The organism is Streptomyces sp. NPDC048718, from assembly GCF_043198875.1.
Taxonomy (GTDB): Bacteria; Actinomycetota; Actinomycetes; order Streptomycetales; family Streptomycetaceae; genus Streptomyces.
Genome location: NZ_JBICVG010000027.1, coordinates 1 through 15559 on the forward strand (window position 1 = coordinate 1; position 15559 = coordinate 15559).

The following is a 15559-nucleotide window of genomic DNA, read 5'->3' on the forward strand; positions in this document are numbered from 1 at the left end:
GAGAGCGCGCGCAGGCCCGCGAGGAACGAGTGGGCCGAGCACGGTCGACCGTCGACACACGCACCAGGCACCCGGAGGCGAAGGAGCCACAAAAAAGGCCAACGTGAAGCAAACAACATGCGCTCGCCCCTTGCCGCCTCACTCACGTGCGGCTCCGGCCCTTGCCGCCTCACTCACGTGCGGGTCCGGCCCTTGCCGCCTCACTCACGTGCGGGCCCGCGCCTTGCCGCCTCACTCACGTGCGGGCCCGGCCTTTGCCATCTCGCCCTCGTGCGAGCCCGCGCCTTGCCGCCTCGCCCTCGTGCGAGCCCGCGCCTTGCCGCCTCGCCCTCGTGCGGGCCCGCGCCTTGCCGCCTCGCCCCCGTGCGGGCCCCCGCCTCGCCGTCTCGCCCCCGTGCGGGCCCGCGCCTTGCCGTCTCTCTCAGGCGTGCGGTGCCCAGAAGTCGACGAGCTTGGCCGTGCCCGGTTCCACCGATTTCCAGGGGCCGTTGAAGGTGAGGACGGCGAAGGCGGCCGTCGGGAAGCCGGTCCGGGTCATCCGGGTCAGGGCGTCGCCTTCGGATTCGGCCGCGAGGATGTCGGCGAGGCCGTGCATGCCGGGGTTGTGGCCGACCACCAGCAGGTCGTCGATGGTGTCGGGGGTCTCGTTGATCAGGGCGATGAGTTCGCCGGGCGAGGCCTCGTAGATCCGCTCTTCGTAGACGGTCTTCGGGCGCTCGGACAGTTCCTGGACGGCCAGTTTCCACGTTTCGCGGGTGCGCAGCGCGGTCGAGCAGAGAGCCAGGTCGAAGCCGATGCCGGTGCCGGCGAGCCGGCGGCCCGCGACGGGGGCGTCGGTGCGGCCTCGCTCGGCGAGCGGGCGCTCGTGGTCGGTGGTCTGGGGCCAGTCCGCCTTGGCGTGTCGAAGCAGCACGATCCTGCGGGGTGTATCGACGCTCATGGGCTCAGCTTCGCACGGATCGCCCCGGCCCGGCCCGGGGACGGCGGAGGCTTCAGTGCGACAGGGTGTGCTGGATCTGCTGGACCCTGGTGAGGACGCCGCCGACGCTTCCCGCACCGGTTTCGCCGCCCATCGCCCGCGCCTCGCCCTGTCCCGCTATCAGGACGAACAGGGTGGCGAACGCGATCATGGACAGGGGCAGTGCCCACCAGGGGAGCCGGGTCGCGGCGCGGGCCGCCGTGGGCCGGACACCGGTGTGGGTTCGCGCCGCCATGGCCGCCTCCGTGGTCGGGGTCTTCGTGAGGACTCCCACGCTACGGAGAACGGGGCCGCGGACCCATCAGGTGATCCACCCATACGACCCTGAGAAGCGCCCCCTAGGGGATGGGGGCAGCCCCACCATCCCCTGGGGGCGTGGTCTCGGCGGCCCCGGTCAGGGCGAGGTGGATCAGGGCGACGCGATCGAGGCGATGACGGCGACGACGGCCGCGATGCCGAGCATCGCGCCGAGCACGATGAGCAGCTTCTTCTGACCGTTCGGGGGGTTCGGTTCGAGTACGGGCATGGGGTCAGTCTCGCATCTCAGCACTCGTCCTCGACGGTCCGGTCCCGCCCGGCGAGGGTGCCGACGATCATCTGCGGGATCATCAGGCCGCCCATCAGCATGATGGGCAGTCCCCAGCCCCCGCTGTGCTGGTAGAGCACGCCGACCAGGAGCGGTCCCGGGATGGAGATGAGGTAGCCGACGCTCTGGGCGAAGGCGGAGAGCTTCACGACGCCGGTGCCGGTGCGCGAGCGCAGTCCGATCATGGTGAGGGCGAGGGGGAACGAGCAGTTGGAGATGCCGAGCAGCAGGGCCCAGCCCCAGGCGCCGGCGGCCGGGGCGAGGTAGAGGCCGGTGTAGCCGGAGATTCCGCACAGGGCGAGGGCGACGACGATGGGGCCCTGGGTGCGCATCCGGGTCGCGAGGCGGGGGATGACGAAGGCGAGCGGTACGCCCATGACCATGGTGACGGCAAGCAGGAGGCCCGCGGTCTCGGGCGAGACGCCGGCGTCACGGAAGATCTGCGGCATCCAGCCCATGGTGATGTAGGCGCCGGTGGACTGGAGGCCGAAGTAGGCGCCGAGCGCCCAGGCGGTGCGGCTCCGGGTCACGCGGGGCGCGACCGCGGCGCGTACCGCTCCCCCGGTCCCGGCCGGTGCGGTGGCCGGGGCCGTACCCGCGCCCGGTCCGTCCGTACGGCCGGCCTTCCGGCCCGTGCCCCTGACGGCGCGCGGGGCACTGGACGTGCTCGCGGTGGCCCTGCGGTCGCGGACCAGGGGCAGCCACGGGAGGACGGCGACGGCGGCGAGGGCCGCCCAGACGCCGAGTCCGAGCCGCCAGCTGCCGCCGAGGGCCTGGGTCAGCGGCACGGTCACGGCCGCGGCCGCCGAGGTGCCCAGGGCGAGGGCCATGGAGTAGAGGCCGGTCATGCTGCCGACGCGGTCGGGGAAGTACTTCTTGACGAGGACCGGCATGAGGACGTTGCTGAGCGCGATGCCCATGAGGGCGAGGGCGCTGGCGGCGAGGAAGGGCACGGTGCCGCTCGCGAAGGGGCGCAGGGCCAGACCCGCGCAGATCGCGGCCATGCCGGCGGCGACGACGGCCACCGGGCCGAAGCGGCTCGCGAGGCGCGGGGCGGCGGTGCCGAAGAGGGCGAAGCAGAGCGACGGTACGGAGGTGAGGACTCCGGCCACGCTGCCGCTCATGTGCAGGCCCTGGCTGACCTCTTCGAGGAGGGCGCCGAGGCTGGTGATGGCCGGGCGCAGGTTGAGGGCGGTGACGACGAGTCCGACGGCGACGAGGGGGCCGATCCAGCGGGCGGGGCCGCCGGTCGGGGAGGTGTCGGCTCCGCGGGGTACGCCGGCGGTGTCGCGGGATCGGTCGCCGGACTGTCCGGGAAGCTTCCCGGGGGCGGAATCGAGTGTCTGGGGCTCGTCAAGCATGGACTCATCATAGAATCATGGGATGATTGATTGTCCATGTATTTGATGGTCGATCATGGGTTCGGTACGACGATCCGGTCACACGGGCGGATCGGCCGGACGAACGTGTCGAACGGAACGAACGGGAGGTGCGGCCATGGCGCTCGGCCAGCCGCGGCGCAGCGGGCTCTCCGACCAGGTGATCGCCCAGCTGCGGAATCAGATCACCTCGGGCGAATGGCCGGTGGGCACCCGGATCCCGACGGAACCGGAACTGGTCGAGCAGCTCGGTGTCGCCCGTAACACCGTCCGCGAGGCGGTCCGCGCGCTCGCCCACAACGGGCTGCTCGACATCCGGCAGGGCTCGGGCACCTATGTGGTGGCGACGAGCGAGCTGGCCGGGGTGATGAACCGCCGGTTCGCCGACTCGGACCCCCTGCATGTGGCGGAGCTGCGCGCCACCCTGGAGTCCTCGGCGGCCCGGCTCGCCGCCGAGCGGCGCACCGACCGCGACCTGGTGCAGCTCGACACGCTGCTGCGGCGGCGCGAGGCGGCCTGGGAGGCGCGGGACGCGGAGGAGTTCGTGACCGCGGACACGGCCTTCCACCACGCGGTGGTGGTCGCCTCCCACAACGACGTCCTCATCGAGATCTACGCGGACCTCGGTCATGTCCTGCGCACCTGGCTGCGGGAGGACCTGGGCGGGACGCTGCGCCCCGAGAACCACATGGAACACGGGCGTCTGGTGGAGGCCATCCGCGCCGGTGACGGCGAGCTGGCGGCGACGGAGGCGGCCGGTTATCCGTTCATGTGCCTGCGTGGCCCGAAGGCCGCGGAGAGCCTGCCGGAGGCATAGCCCGCGGGGGCGCCGCGGACTCCCCCGCCTCCCCGGGTTCCGGGGACTCGGGGCGGCCGGGGCCGGCGGTCACGGGCTCATGGGTGACCCAGGCCCAGCGGACCTCTTTCCAGCAGCGGCCGGTCACCTGTGCGAAGTCGGCGGGCTCGACGTCGACGGGAGCGCTGTCGCTGTCGACGTCCCACCAGCGGTCGCACTCCAGGTGCAGACGGACGCGGTCGGCGTACGGGTCGGGGTTGCTGCAATGGGCGGTCACCACCGAGCCCCGCAGGAGCAGCCGGCAGGAGGGTCCGCCGTCCTCGCGCGTCCCGCTCGTTCCCGCGCCGTCCCTCTCCTCTTCCTCCGCCGACCCGGTCCCGGCGCCGGCTCCGCGGGCCGATCCCCCGGCTCCGGGGCCGGCACCGATTCCGGCTCCGCCTCTCGTCTCGGCGACCGGAACCGCGCCCGGCCCCGCGGGGTCCGTGACCCGGACCCGGACCGGCGGGTCGGGTGCGGTGTGCAGGTCGGCGGCGACGGCGAGACCGGCGATCCCCGCGAGAAGAGCGACGGCCGGAACGACGCCGCGAACCCTGTGCCGCCGCGCGCGCATACCCGCACCTCCTGCCCGCCCGTAGCCGGAATGTCACGCCCTGAACATCACGCTCTGCCCCAGTCTGGGGTGGATCGCGTGACATTTCGACCCGGGGAGCGGCCCGGACACACGAAAAGGCCGGGTGCCCGCCGTCCTCTGGCGGGCACCCGGCCCTCGCGTCACGCTGGTCCTACGGTGTACGGCGCGTACGGCGCGTGTGCCCTACGGCGTACGACACGGGTCGTACACCGTACGGGCGCGCTTCCCGTGCGACGTACGAGAGGTCAGGCGCCGATGGCGTGCAGACCGCCGTCCACGTGGACGATCTCGCCGGTCGTCTTCGGGAACCAGTCGGAGAGCAGGGCCACGATGGCGCGGCCGGCCGGCTCCGGGTCGGTCAGGTCCCAGGCCAGCGGCGAGCGGCTGTCCCAGACGCTCGCCAGGTCGGAGAAGCCCGGGATGGACTTCGCGGCCATGGAGCCGAGCGGGCCGGCCGAGACCAGGTTGCAGCGGATGTCCTGCTTGCCGAGGTCACGCGCCATGTAGCGGCTGGTGGCCTCCAGGGCGGCCTTGGTCGGGCCCATCCAGTCGTACTGCGGCCAGGCGAACTGCGCGTCGAAGGTCATGCCGACGACCGAGCCGCCCTCGGTCATCAGCGGCAGCAGCGCCATCGTCAGGGACTTCAGGGAGAAGGCCGAGATGTGCATGGCCGTGGCGACCGACTCGAACGGCGTGTTCAGGAAGTTGCCGCCGAGCGCGTCCTGCGGCGCGAAGCCGATGGAGTGCACGACGCCGTCGAGGCGGTCGCCCAGGTGCTCGCGCACCTGGCCCTCCAGCCGGGCGAGGTGCTCGTCGTTGGAGACGTCCAGCTCCAGGACCTTGACGTCCTCCGGGCGGGGCAGCTTCTTGGCGATGCGCTCGGTCAGCGTCGGCCGGGGCCAGGCGGTGAGGATGATCTCCGCCCCCTGCTCCTGGGCCAGCTTCGCGGCGTGGAAGGCGATGGAGGACTCCATCAGCACACCGGTGATCAGGATGCGCTTGCCCTCGAGAATTCCGCTCATGTGATCAGTGACCCATGCCCAATCCGCCGTCAACCGGGATGACGGCTCCAGTGATGTACGAGGCGTCGTCCGAGGCGAGGAAACGCACCGCGGCGGCGATCTCCTCCGGACGCGCGTAACGGCCGAGCGGCACCTGGGAGACGATCCCGGCGCGCTGCTCGTCCGTGAGCACCTTGGTCATGTCCGTGTCGACGAAACCGGGCGCGACGACGTTGAAGGTGATGTTGCGCGAGCCCAGCTCCCGGGCCAGCGACCGCGCGAAACCGACCAGTCCGGCCTTCGAGGCGGCGTAGTTCGCCTGACCCGCCGAGCCGAGCAGACCGACGACCGAGGAGATCAGCACGACCCGGCCCTTGCGGGCGCGCAGCATGCCTCGGTTGGCACGCTTGACGACCCGGAAGGTGCCGGTGAGGTTGGTGTCGAGGACGGACGTGAAGTCCTCCTCGGACATGCGCATGAGGAGCTGGTCCTTGGTCACGCCCGCGTTGGCCACGAGCACCTCGACCGGACCGTGCTTCTCCTCGATCTCCTTGTACGCCTGCTCCACCTGCTCGGTGTCGGTGATGTCGCACTTGACGGCCAGGAAACCGGCCTTCTCGAGCTCCACCGGGTCACCCGAGCGGTACGTGATGGCGACCTTGTCGCCGGCATCGGCGAACGCGCGGGCGATGGCGAGGCCGATGCCCCGGTTGCCTCCGGTGACGAGAACCGAGCGGCTCAACGGATCACCCTTTCCATAGCGGTCTGGTATGCCGAAAACCTATCGGTCCATTTCGGGATACGGGGAATCGGGCCGTGACAGTCGCGTCAGTACGTCACTGTCGGATCCCTACAGAAACACCTGGGCAACCCGGCCCAAAGAGCGACATGATCGGGGTCGACCGGTCTCACACGACAGGAGACAGCTGTGCAATCTGGGACCCATTCCCTCGATGAAACCTTCACCCAGCTTCCGTTGCGGGCGCTCGCCGACGCCGCGCTCGCGCGGGCCCGGGCGCTCGGCGCGGACCACGCCGACTTCCGCCTGGAGCGGGTGCGCAGCGCCGCGTGGCGGCTGCGGGACGCCAAGCCGTCGGGTTCCTCGGACACCACGGACCTCGGGTACGCGGTACGGGTGGTGCACGGCGGGTCCTGGGGCTTCGCCTCCGGCGTCGACCTGACCATGGACGGTGCCGCGCGGGTGGCCTCGCAGGCGGTGGCCATGGCGAAGCTGTCGGCGAAGGTGATCGCCGCGGCCGGGTCCAAGGAGAGGGTGGAGCTGGCCGGGGAGCCGGTACACGAGGACAAGGTGTGGATCTCCTCGTACGAGATCGACCCCTTCACCATCGCCGCCGAGGAGAAGAGCGCGCTGCTCGCCGACTGGAGCACGCGGCTGCTGCGGACCGACGGGGTGGCGCACGTGGACGCCTCGCTGCTGACCGTCTTCGAGAACAAGTTCTACGCGGACACCGCCGGCACCGTCACCACCCAGCAGCGGGTCCGGCTGCACCCGCAGCTGACGGCGGTCGCCGTGGACGCGGCGACCGGCGAGTTCGACTCGATGCGGACGCTGGCGCCGCCCGTCGGCCGGGGCTGGGAGTACCTGACCGGCACCGGCTGGGACTGGGACAAGGAGCTGGACGAGATCCCGGCACTGCTCGCCGAGAAGATGCGCGCGCCGAGCGTCGAGGCCGGCCGCTACGACCTGGTCGTCGACCCGTCCAACCTGTGGCTGACGATCCACGAGTCCATCGGCCACGCCACCGAGCTGGACCGCGCGCTCGGCTACGAGGCGGCGTACGCGGGCACCTCGTTCGCGACCTTCGACCAGCTGGGCAAGCTGGCGTACGGCTCGTCCGTGATGAACGTGACGGGCGACCGGACCGCCGAGCACGGGCTGGCCACCATCGGCTACGACGACGAGGGCGTCGAGGCGCAGAGCTGGGACCTGGTGAAGGACGGCACGCTCGTCGGCTACCAGACGGACCGCCGGATCGCCCGGCTCACCGGCCTCGGCCGCTCCAACGGCTGCGCCTTCGCCGACTCCCCGGCGCATGTGCCGGTGCAGCGGATGGCGAACGTGTCGCTCCGGCCGGACCCGGGCGGGCTGTCCACCGAGGACCTGATCGGCGGGGTCGAGCGGGGCATCTACGTGGTCGGCGACCGCTCCTGGTCGATCGACATGCAGCGGCACAATTTCCAGTTCACCGGCCAGCGCTTCTTCCGGATCGAGAACGGCCGGCTCGCCGGGCAGCTGCGGGACGTCGCCTACCAGGCGACGACCACCGACTTCTGGGGCTCGATGGAGCAGGTCGGCGGCCCGCAGACGTACGTCCTCGGGGGCGCGTTCAACTGCGGCAAGGCCCAGCCGGGCCAGGTCGCCGCGGTCTCGCACGGCTGCCCGTCCGCCCTGTTCCGGGGCGTGAACATCCTCAACACGACGCAGGAGGCCGGTCGATGAGCCGCCACAGCAAACCGTCCGAGATCATCGAGCGGGCCCTGGAACTGTCCCGCGCCGACGGGTGCGTCGTCATCGCCGACGAGCAGTCCTCCGCCAATCTGCGCTGGGCCGGCAACGCGCTGACGACCAACGGCGTCACCCGGGGCCGCGAGCTGACGGTGATCGCCACCGTGGACGGCGCGCGGGGCACCGCCTCCGGTGTGGTCTCCCGGTCGGCGGTGACCACCGAGGAACTGGAGCCGCTGGTACGGGCGGCCGAGCGGGCCGCGCGGGCCGCCGGGCCCGCCGAGGACGCCCAGCCGCTGGTCGAAGGGCCCGCGGTGTCCCCCGGTTTCACGGACGCGCCGGCCGAGACCTCCTCCGCGGTCTTCGACGCCTTCGCGCCCGCGCTCGGCGAGGCGTTCGCCCGGGCCAGGGCGGGCGGCCGGGAGCTGTACGGCTTCGCGTACCACGAGATGACCTCCACCTACCTGGGGACGTCGACCGGGCTGCGGCTGCGGCACGACCAGCCCAAGGGCACCCTGGAGGTCAACGCCAAGTCGCCCGACCGCACCCGCTCCGCGTGGGCCGGCCGCGCGACCCGGGACTTCACGGACGTCGACCCGGCCGCGCTGGACGCCGAGCTGGCCACCCGTCTGAGCTGGGCCGAGCGGCGGATCGAGCTGCCGGCCGGCCGTTACGAGACGCTGCTGCCGCCGACCGCCGTGGCCGACCTGCTGATCTACCAGCTGTGGTCCTCGACGGCGCGGGACGCGGCGGAGGGCCGCACCGTCTTCTCCCGGCCCGGCGGCGGGACCCGGGTCGGCGAGACGCTGTCCCCGCTGCCGCTGAACCTGCGCAGCGACCCGGGCGCGCCGGGCCTGGAGTCGGCGCCGTTCGTCATCGCGCACGCCTCGGGCGACGACTCGTCCGTCTTCGACAACGGGCTGCCGGTCGCCCCGGTCGACTGGGTACGGGACGGCAAGCTCGCCCACCTGGTCACCACCCGGCACTCCGCGGGGCTCACCGGGCTGCCGATGGCTCCGGGGGCCGGGAACCTCATCCTGGACGGCGGCGGCGAGAAGTCCCTGGACGAGATGGTCGCGGCCACCGAGCGCGGGCTGCTGCTCACCTGCCTCTGGTACATCCGCGAGGTCGACCCGGCGACGCTGCTGCTCACCGGGCTCACCCGGGACGGCGTGTACCTGGTGGAGAACGGCGAGGTCGTCGGCGAGGTGAACAACTTCCGGTTCAACGAGTCGCCGGTCGACCTGCTGTCGCGGGCCACCGAGGCGGGCCGGACCGAGCAGACGCTGCCGCGCGAGTGGTGCGACTGGTTCACCCGGGCCGCGATGCCCGCGCTGCGGGTGCCGGACTTCAACATGAGCTCGGTCAGCCCGGGCGTCTGAGCACCTAGACTGGACTGTCACACCCCAACTGCAATCGAGGAGACGGACGACGTGACCGACATCGTCGACGAGCTGAAGTGGCGTGGGCTCTTCGCCCAGTCCACCGACGAAGAGGCCCTGCGCAAGGCGCTCGCGGACGGTCCCGTCACGTTCTATTGCGGTTTCGACCCGACCGCGGCCAGTCTCCACGTCGGCCACCTGGTCCAGGTGCTCACCGTCCGCCGGCTCCAGCAGGCCGGGCACCGGCCGCTGGCGCTGGTCGGTGGGGCCACGGGCCAGATCGGCGACCCGCGGCCGACGGCCGAGCGCACCCTGAACGACCCCGAGACGGTCGCGAACTGGGTGAGCCGGCTGCGTTCGCAGATCGAGCCGTTCCTGTCCTTCGAGGGCGAGAACGCCGCGGTCATGGTGAACAACCTGGACTGGACCGCCGGGCTGTCGGCGATCGAGTTCCTGCGGGACATCGGCAAGCACTTCCGGGTCAACAAGATGCTGACCAAGGACTCCGTGGCCCGCCGGCTGGAGTCCGAGCAGGGCATCAGCTACACCGAGTTCAGCTACCAGCTGCTCCAGGGCATGGACTTCCTGGAGCTGTACCGGCGGTACGGCTGCACGCTCCAGCAGGGTGGCTCCGACCAGTGGGGCAACCTGGTGGCCGGCCTCGACCTGATCCACCGCCTGGAGCCGGGCGCCGAGGCACACGCGCTCGCGACGCCGCTGATGGTGAAGGCCGACGGCACCAAGTTCGGCAAGACCGAGGGCGGCGCCGTCTGGCTCGACCCGGAGATGACCACGCCGTACGCGTTCTACCAGTTCTGGCTGAACGTGGACGACCGTGACATCTCCACGTACATGCGGATCCTGTCCTTCAAGTCCCGCGAGGAACTGGAGGAGCTGGAGGCGCTCACCGCCGAGCGGCCGCAGGCCCGTACCGCCCAGCGCGCGCTGGCGGAGGAGCTGACCACGCTGGTGCACGGCGCCGAGCAGTGCCAGGCCGTCATCGACGCCTCCAAGGCGCTGTTCGGTCAGGGCGAGCTGTCCGCGCTGGACGCGCCCACCCTGGCCGCGGCCCTGTCCGAGCTGCCGCACGCGCGCGTGGCGGAGCTGGGCGCGGTCGCGGACCTGTTCACCGAGGTCGGCCTCGCGCCGAGCAAGTCGGCGGCCCGCCGTACGGTCAAGGAGGGCGGCGCCTACGTGAACAACGTGAAGGTGACCGCCGAGGACGCCGAGGTGTCGGCGGACGAGCTGCTGCACGGGCGCTGGCTGGTGCTGCGCCGGGGCAAGAAGAACCTCGCGGCGATCGAGTACGCGCCGCAGGGCTGAGCCCCCGGGTCCCGTACGCGAGGGACATGTCCCTGAGGAACACTGACGGACGAAAGGCCCGGGGCCGGTGGAGGAATCCACCGGCCCCGGGCCTTTCGCGTCATGAGCTTCAGCCGCCGATCGCAGGCCGGCCGCCGGTCAGGTTCGTTGTTTGTTGCCCTTGATCGAGACCCACAGCATGTCGCCCAGACCCACGACCACGACGGCGCCGATCAGCTGGAGCAGATGACGGATCCAGTCGATGCCTTTGGTGTCGTTGACCCCGATCCAGGTCGCGACCGCGTTGCCGAGCAGACTGCCCACCATGCCGCACACGATCGTCAGCCACAGCGGGATCTGCTGCTTACCCGGGAGAATCGCCTTCGCGATCAAGCCCAGGACCAAGCCCACAATGATCGCCCACAACCAGCCCATCGTCGCCTCCTCGCGCACGTGTGAGCCCAGTTTCGGCTCGCCGCCCGCACCGCGCATGTCGGGCGGCGCCATCCGTGCCCCGGCCGCTGCCCGGACCGCTGCCGCGCCGCCGCTCCGGTCGCCGCCCCGGTCTCGTCGGGCCGGGCGGGCGGGCGTACCGTGGAAGCAGACCGGGCCGGGGAGTGTTCCGGCATGAGCCGTGGTGGTGGAATGTGATGCGGAAGCGTGGCGGGAGCGAGGTCTTCCGGATCACCGGCGCCCGTCAGGGGCTCGCCGAGGACGTCCGGGGCCGGCAGCGCCGGTACGTCATCTCGATGCTGATCCGCACCGTCGCCGTCATCGCCGCCACGACGCTGTGGAACGTGGAACGGCCCGTGGCGATCGTCGCCCTGGTGCTCGGCGCCCTGCTCCCCTATGTCGCCGTCGTGATCGCCAACGCCGGCCGCGAGACCACGCCGTCCCTTCCGTCCACTTTTGTCGTCAACCAGGTCCGGCCCGCACTGGGCGCCGGACCGGAGGCGGGAGCGGAAGACCAAGCGGAGGACTCGTTCCGCCGGGGCGCTCACCCAGAGTGATACGAACGAGGGAATGAACGCCCGGGTTCACTCCGAGCAATCATGAAGTTTCGGTGCACCACACCCCATCCCCCGTGACATACTGCGTACGCGCTCCGCATCCCCCGTCGGAGCGACGGACCGATGCCGGGCAGCTCCCCCCGTGGCTGCTCGGCATCGCCTTTTGTGGACAATGATCACGTGATCCATGGTCCCGTGAGCGAAGACAAGCCGACCTGTTCCGCCAAGGGCTGCCGGGTGGCCGCCGTGTGGGTACTGGCGTGGAACAACCCCAAGCTGCACACGCCGGAGCGACGCAAGACGTGGCTCGCGTGCGAGGAGCACCGCGAGCATCTGTCCCAGTTCCTGGGGGTACGAGGCTTCCTGAAGGACGTCGTCCCGCTCGCCGAGTGGGAGGCACCGGAGGAGGAGCGGCCGGAGGACTGAGCCCCGGCCCGAGCCCGGCCCCGCGCGCCCGTCCCCGCGGCACGCCCGTCCGTGCGACGCGCCCGCCCAAGAAACCCGCCCGGCCCCCTGAACAGCGCTCAAGAGCCGCTGCCGGGGGCCGCTTTCCCGTAACGGGCGGCTCAGCCGCCGATCGCCGACATCGGGCGTTCGGGCTGGAGGAAACCGGGGTCGTCGAGGCCCGAGCCGGCCTTCTTGCCCCACATCGCCTTGCGCCAGATCTCCGCGATCTCCGCGTCGGAGGCCGTCCCGCGCAGAGCCGCGCGCAGGTCGGTCTCCTCGGTGGCGAACAGACAGGTGCGCACCTGTCCGTCGGCGGTGAGCCGGGTGCGGTCGCAGGCCTGGCAGAACGGCCGGGTCACGGAGCCGATGACGCCGACCGTGTGCGGGCCGCCGTCGACGATCCAGCGCTCGGCGGGGGCGGAGCCCCGGTCGCCGGCCGTCTCGGGGGTCAGCTCGAAGCGGGTGCGCAGCGAGGCGAGGATGTCCTGCGCCGTGATCATGCCCTCGCGCTTCCAGCCGTGCTGGGCGTCGAGCGGCATCTGCTCGATGAAGCGCAGCTCGTACTCCTGCTCGATCGCCCAGGCCAGCAGCTCGGGTGCCTCGTCCTGGTTGAGTCCGGGCATGAGCACGCTGTTGACCTTGACCGGGCTGAGGCCGGCGGCGCGGGCGGCGGCCATGCCGTCGAGCACGTCCCGGTGGCGATCGCGGCGGGTGAGCGTCTTGAAGACCTCGGGGCGCAGGGTGTCCAGGGAGACGTTGACCCGGTCGAGACCGGCGTCCCGGAGCGCGGCCGCGGTGCGGGCGAGGCCGATGCCGTTGGTGGTCAGCGACAGCTGGGGGCGGGGTTCCAGGGCGGCGCAGCGCTCGACGATGCCGACGAGGCCGGGCCGCAGCAGCGGTTCGCCGCCGGTGAAGCGGACCTCGGTGACACCGAGGTCCGTGACGGCGATACGGACGAGGCGGACGATCTCGTCATCGGTGAGCAGGTCCGGCTTGGCCAGCCAGCTCAGGCCCTCTTCCGGCATGCAGTACGTACACCGCAGGTTGCACCGGTCGGTGAGGGACACTCGCAGGTCGGTGGCAACGCGGCCGTACGTGTCGATGAGCACGTAAGTCCCCTCCCCTTTTCCGGTTCGTCTTCCGGTTGTCTCGGCCCGAGCCTACGCGACCGTTCGGACGGCGGGCCGTGAACATCACGGAGTAGGAAACACGCGGCCGGCCGCGCCGTGGTGGTCCACGACGCGGCCGGCCGGTGGGGCGGCGTGCCCGGGAGGCCCGAGGTCCGGGTCCGGGGTCCAGGCCCGGGTCAGTGGGCTCCGACGCCGGTGAGGGACTTGACCTCCAGCTCCGCGTACTTGCCCGCGTCCGGCTCCTCCTTGGACAGGACCGTGCCGAGCCAGCCGAGCAGGAAGCCCAGCGGGATCGAGACGATGCCGGGGTTCTCCAGCGGGAACCAGTAGAAGTCGGCGCCCTTGAACATCGAGGTCGGCTTGCCGGAGACGACCGGCGAGAACAGCACGAGGACGACCGCGGAGACCAGACCGCCGTAGATCGACCAGAGCGCGCCCCGGGTGGTGAACCGCTTCCAGAAGAGGCTGTAGAGGATCGTCGGCAGGTTGGCGGAGGCGGCGACCGCGAAGGCGAGGGCGACCAGGCCGGCGACGTTGAGGTCGCGGGCGAGGGCGCCGAGCGCGATGGAGACGACGCCGATGAGGACGGTGGCCCAGCGGGCGGCGCGTACCTCTTCCTTCTCGGTGGCCTGGCCGCGCCGGATGACGTTGGCGTAGATGTCGTGCGCGAAGGACGAGGAGGAGGCGAGGGTGAGACCGGCGACGACCGCGAGGATGGTGGCGAAGGCGACGGCGGAGATGACGGCCAGCAGTATCGAACCGCCGGTCGAGCCTGAGCCGCCGCCGATCTCCAGGGCGGCGAGCGGCGCCGCGGTGTTGCCCGCCTTGTTGGAGGCGATGATGTCGCTGTTCTTGAGCAGGGCGGCGGCGCCGAAGCCGAGGACGATCGTCATCAGGTAGAAGGCGCCGATGATGCCGATGGCCCAGTTGACCGACTTCCGGGCGGCCTTGGCGGTGGGCACCGTGTAGAAGCGGATGAGGATGTGCGGCAGTCCGGCGGTGCCGAGGACGAGCGCGATGCCGAGGGAGAGGAAGTCCAGCTTCGAGGTGCCGGTGGCGCCGTACTTGAGGCCGGGCCGGAGGAAGGCGTCGCCCTTGCCGCTGTTGGTGGCGGCGGCGCCGAGCAGCTCCGAGACGTTGAAGTGGAACTTCATCAGGATCAGGAAGGTGATCAGGAGCGTGCCCGCGATGAGCAGGACGGCCTTGACCATCTGCACCCAGGTGGTGCCCTTCATGCCGCCGATGGTCACGTACACGATCATCAGGACGCCGACCAGGGCGACGATCGCGACCTTGCCACCGTCGCTGGTGATGCCGAGGAGCAGCGAGACGAGCACGCCGGCTCCGGCCATCTGGGCGAGCAGGTAGAAGATCGAGACGACGATGGTGGACGTGCCGGCGGCGGTACGGACGGGACGCTGGCGCATCCGGTAGGCGAGGACGTCGCCCATGGTGAACCGGCCGGAGTTGCGCAGCGGTTCGGCCACCAGGAGCAGCGCGACCAGCCACGCCACGAGGAAGCCGATGGAATAGAGGAAGCCGTCGTAGCCGAAGAGGGCGATGGCGCCGGCGATGCCGAGGAAGGACGCGGCGGACATGTAGTCGCCGGAGATGGCCAGGCCGTTCTGGAAGCCGGTGAACTGGCGGCCGCCGGCGTAGAAGTCGGCGGCGCTGCGGGTCTGGCGGCCGGCCCAGATGGTGATGACGAGCGTGGCGACGACGAACGCGCCGAAGAGGCCGATGATCAGCGGCCGGTGCTCGGTGGTCGCGTTGGGCGCCGCGGCGGCGAGGAGGAGCGGGGCGGCGGTCATGCGTCGGCCTCCGTACGGGCGTCACCGGGGGTGCGGGGGGCTCCGAGGGGGGTGGGGCCGCCCTCCATGTGCGTCTTGATGGTCGCGGCGCGCGGGTCGAGGCGGCCGGCCGCGTGCCGGGAGTAGAGCCACGCGATGAGGAACGTGGTCAGGAACTGGCCGAGGCCGAGGACCAGGGCCACGTTGATGTTCCCGAACAGCTTGGTGCCCATGAAGCCGTCCGCGTAGTTGGAGAGCAGCACGTACAGCAGGTACCAGGCGATGAAGGCGACCGTCAGGGGGAAGGCGAACGAGCGGTAGGTGCGGCGCAGGTCGCCGAACTCGCTGCTCCCCTGGACCTCGACGAATTCCTCCGTCGTGGGCGGGGCGGGGGCGGTGAAGTCCGGGCCGCTGCGGGGCGGCGGGGCGGCGTCGTAGGCCACGGGATCTCCTCATCTCCTCGGTCCGCAGGAGCGGCCGCGGGTGCGGGTGCAGACGCGCGTGCGAGGCGCGGAGTGCGGACAAGGCGGGCAGGGACGAGCTCAAGGGGCAGGGGAGGCAGGGAGGGTGGGGACACGAGTGCCAAGGTGCCCTTCCTCCCTTGCCCATCGACACGGATTCCGACACCAGGGGGTTCACCCGAGTGGGGAATTCTCCGT

17 protein-coding genes are annotated in these 15559 nt (G+C 71.3%); 6 read left to right on the forward strand and 11 right to left on the reverse strand.

What is annotated here, in order from left to right:
• Positions 1 to 421: 421 nt before the first annotated feature.
• From ACGFRB_RS32295 to ACGFRB_RS32310, 4 genes are all read right to left on the reverse strand, one after another.
• The gene (locus ACGFRB_RS32295) at positions 422 to 940 is read right to left on the reverse strand and encodes a SixA phosphatase family protein (RefSeq protein WP_393248125.1); all 519 of its coding nucleotides are present in this window, start codon (positions 938 to 940) and stop codon (positions 422 to 424) included.
• Between the two features lie 52 nt (positions 941 to 992).
• Entirely contained in the window at positions 993 to 1214 is a 222-nt protein-coding gene (locus tag ACGFRB_RS32300; RefSeq protein WP_393248127.1) for a hypothetical protein, read from the reverse strand.
• A gap of 174 nt (positions 1215 to 1388) precedes the next feature.
• Entirely contained in the window at positions 1389 to 1505 is a 117-nt protein-coding gene (locus ACGFRB_RS32305) for an SGM_5486 family transporter-associated protein (protein WP_363008552.1), read from the reverse strand.
• A gap of 17 nt (positions 1506 to 1522) precedes the next feature.
• Entirely contained in the window at positions 1523 to 2926 is a 1404-nt protein-coding gene (locus ACGFRB_RS32310; RefSeq protein WP_393248129.1) for a CynX/NimT family MFS transporter, read from the reverse strand.
• Between the two features lie 136 nt (positions 2927 to 3062).
• Here ACGFRB_RS32310 and ACGFRB_RS32315 point away from each other — a divergent pair, with 136 nt between their 5' ends.
• The gene (locus ACGFRB_RS32315; protein WP_393248131.1) at positions 3063 to 3761 is read left to right on the forward strand and encodes a FadR/GntR family transcriptional regulator; all 699 of its coding nucleotides are present in this window, start codon (positions 3063 to 3065) and stop codon (positions 3759 to 3761) included.
• On the opposite strand, the gene ACGFRB_RS32320 is transcribed toward ACGFRB_RS32315, so the two are convergent.
• The 3 genes from ACGFRB_RS32320 to fabG all read right to left on the reverse strand — a co-directional run bounded on the left by ACGFRB_RS32320 (position 3712) and on the right by fabG (position 6114).
• Positions 3712 to 4350: a hypothetical protein gene (locus ACGFRB_RS32320; RefSeq protein WP_393248133.1), complete on the reverse strand. Its 639-nt coding sequence runs from the start codon at positions 4348 to 4350 to the stop codon at positions 3712 to 3714. The genes ACGFRB_RS32315 and ACGFRB_RS32320 overlap by 50 nt on opposite strands.
• A 266-nt stretch (positions 4351 to 4616) precedes the next feature.
• Complete coding sequence (gene fabI, locus ACGFRB_RS32325; RefSeq protein ID WP_361229476.1) at positions 4617 to 5393, reverse strand: enoyl-ACP reductase FabI; 777 nt, start codon at positions 5391 to 5393, stop codon at positions 4617 to 4619.
• Between the two features lie 4 nt (positions 5394 to 5397).
• The gene (gene fabG, locus ACGFRB_RS32330; protein ID WP_363008544.1) at positions 5398 to 6114 is read right to left on the reverse strand and encodes a 3-oxoacyl-[acyl-carrier-protein] reductase; all 717 of its coding nucleotides are present in this window, start codon (positions 6112 to 6114) and stop codon (positions 5398 to 5400) included.
• Between the two features lie 186 nt (positions 6115 to 6300).
• On the opposite strand from fabG, the gene ACGFRB_RS32335 reads away from it, so the two are divergent.
• Genes ACGFRB_RS32335 through tyrS form a run of 3 tightly spaced genes read left to right on the forward strand, consistent with a single transcriptional unit; the run spans position 6301 to position 10544 of the window.
• On the forward strand, positions 6301 to 7833 hold the full coding sequence (locus ACGFRB_RS32335; protein WP_393248135.1) for a TldD/PmbA family protein: 1533 nt from the start codon (positions 6301 to 6303) through the stop codon (positions 7831 to 7833).
• Complete coding sequence (locus ACGFRB_RS32340; protein WP_393248137.1) at positions 7830 to 9221, forward strand: metallopeptidase TldD-related protein; 1392 nt, start codon at positions 7830 to 7832, stop codon at positions 9219 to 9221. The genes ACGFRB_RS32335 and ACGFRB_RS32340 overlap by 4 nt, the downstream gene beginning before the upstream one ends.
• Positions 9222 to 9272: 51 nt before the next feature.
• Complete coding sequence (gene tyrS, locus ACGFRB_RS32345) at positions 9273 to 10544, forward strand: tyrosine--tRNA ligase (protein WP_393248139.1); 1272 nt, start codon at positions 9273 to 9275, stop codon at positions 10542 to 10544.
• 138 nt (positions 10545 to 10682) lie between these two features.
• Here the strand turns inward: tyrS and ACGFRB_RS32350 are convergent, their stop codons facing one another.
• A complete protein-coding gene (locus ACGFRB_RS32350; RefSeq protein ID WP_361229554.1) occupies positions 10683 to 10958 on the reverse strand; it encodes a GlsB/YeaQ/YmgE family stress response membrane protein in 276 nt (91 codons plus the stop codon).
• Positions 10959 to 11173: 215 nt separating this feature from the next.
• On the opposite strand from ACGFRB_RS32350, the gene ACGFRB_RS32355 reads away from it, so the two are divergent.
• Together ACGFRB_RS32355 and ACGFRB_RS32360 are read left to right on the forward strand one after the other, a co-directional pair.
• Complete coding sequence (locus ACGFRB_RS32355) at positions 11174 to 11533, forward strand: DUF3099 domain-containing protein (RefSeq protein WP_363008536.1); 360 nt, start codon at positions 11174 to 11176, stop codon at positions 11531 to 11533.
• 195 nt (positions 11534 to 11728) lie between these two features.
• Entirely contained in the window at positions 11729 to 11959 is a 231-nt protein-coding gene (locus tag ACGFRB_RS32360) for a hypothetical protein (RefSeq protein WP_393248141.1), read from the forward strand.
• 140 nt (positions 11960 to 12099) lie between these two features.
• On the opposite strand, the gene moaA is transcribed toward ACGFRB_RS32360, so the two are convergent.
• From moaA to ACGFRB_RS32375, 3 genes are all read right to left on the reverse strand, one after another.
• Positions 12100 to 13089 (reverse strand): GTP 3',8-cyclase MoaA, encoded by a 990-nt coding sequence (gene moaA / locus ACGFRB_RS32365; protein ID WP_363008532.1) that lies wholly within the window; start codon positions 13087 to 13089, stop codon positions 12100 to 12102.
• Between the two features lie 197 nt (positions 13090 to 13286).
• The gene (locus ACGFRB_RS32370) at positions 13287 to 14921 is read right to left on the reverse strand and encodes a cation acetate symporter (RefSeq protein WP_363008530.1); all 1635 of its coding nucleotides are present in this window, start codon (positions 14919 to 14921) and stop codon (positions 13287 to 13289) included.
• Positions 14918 to 15343 carry a DUF485 domain-containing protein gene (locus ACGFRB_RS32375; RefSeq protein WP_363008528.1) on the reverse strand — a complete coding sequence of 142 codons (426 nt, stop codon included), beginning with the start codon at positions 15341 to 15343 and terminating at the stop codon, positions 14918 to 14920. Before ACGFRB_RS32375 ends, ACGFRB_RS32370 begins: the two co-directional genes overlap by 4 nt.
• Positions 15344 to 15559: the final 216 nt, after the last annotated feature.

Excerpts from the sequence above, each read along its gene's own strand:
- ACGFRB_RS32295 (WP_393248125.1), bottom strand. The coding sequence starts at position 940 with ATGAGCGTCGATACACCCCGCAGGATCGTGCTGCTTCGACACGCCAAG.
- ACGFRB_RS32300 (WP_393248127.1), bottom strand. The coding sequence starts at position 1,214 with ATGGCGGCGCGAACCCACACCGGTGTCCGGCCCACGGCGGCCCGCGCC.
- ACGFRB_RS32305 (WP_363008552.1), bottom strand. The coding sequence starts at position 1,505 with ATGCCCGTACTCGAACCGAACCCCCCGAACGGTCAGAAGAAGCTGCTC.
- ACGFRB_RS32310 (WP_393248129.1), bottom strand. The coding sequence starts at position 2,926 with ATGCTTGACGAGCCCCAGACACTCGATTCCGCCCCCGGGAAGCTTCCC.
- ACGFRB_RS32315 (WP_393248131.1), top strand. The coding sequence starts at position 3,063 with ATGGCGCTCGGCCAGCCGCGGCGCAGCGGGCTCTCCGACCAGGTGATC.
- ACGFRB_RS32320 (WP_393248133.1), bottom strand. The coding sequence starts at position 4,350 with ATGCGCGCGCGGCGGCACAGGGTTCGCGGCGTCGTTCCGGCCGTCGCT.
- fabI (WP_361229476.1), bottom strand. The coding sequence starts at position 5,393 with ATGAGCGGAATTCTCGAGGGCAAGCGCATCCTGATCACCGGTGTGCTG.
- ACGFRB_RS32340 (WP_393248137.1), top strand. The coding sequence starts at position 7,830 with ATGAGCCGCCACAGCAAACCGTCCGAGATCATCGAGCGGGCCCTGGAA.
- ACGFRB_RS32350 (WP_361229554.1), bottom strand. The coding sequence starts at position 10,958 with ATGGGCTGGTTGTGGGCGATCATTGTGGGCTTGGTCCTGGGCTTGATC.
- ACGFRB_RS32355 (WP_363008536.1), top strand. The coding sequence starts at position 11,174 with ATGCGGAAGCGTGGCGGGAGCGAGGTCTTCCGGATCACCGGCGCCCGT.
- ACGFRB_RS32370 (WP_363008530.1), bottom strand. The coding sequence starts at position 14,921 with ATGACCGCCGCCCCGCTCCTCCTCGCCGCCGCGGCGCCCAACGCGACC.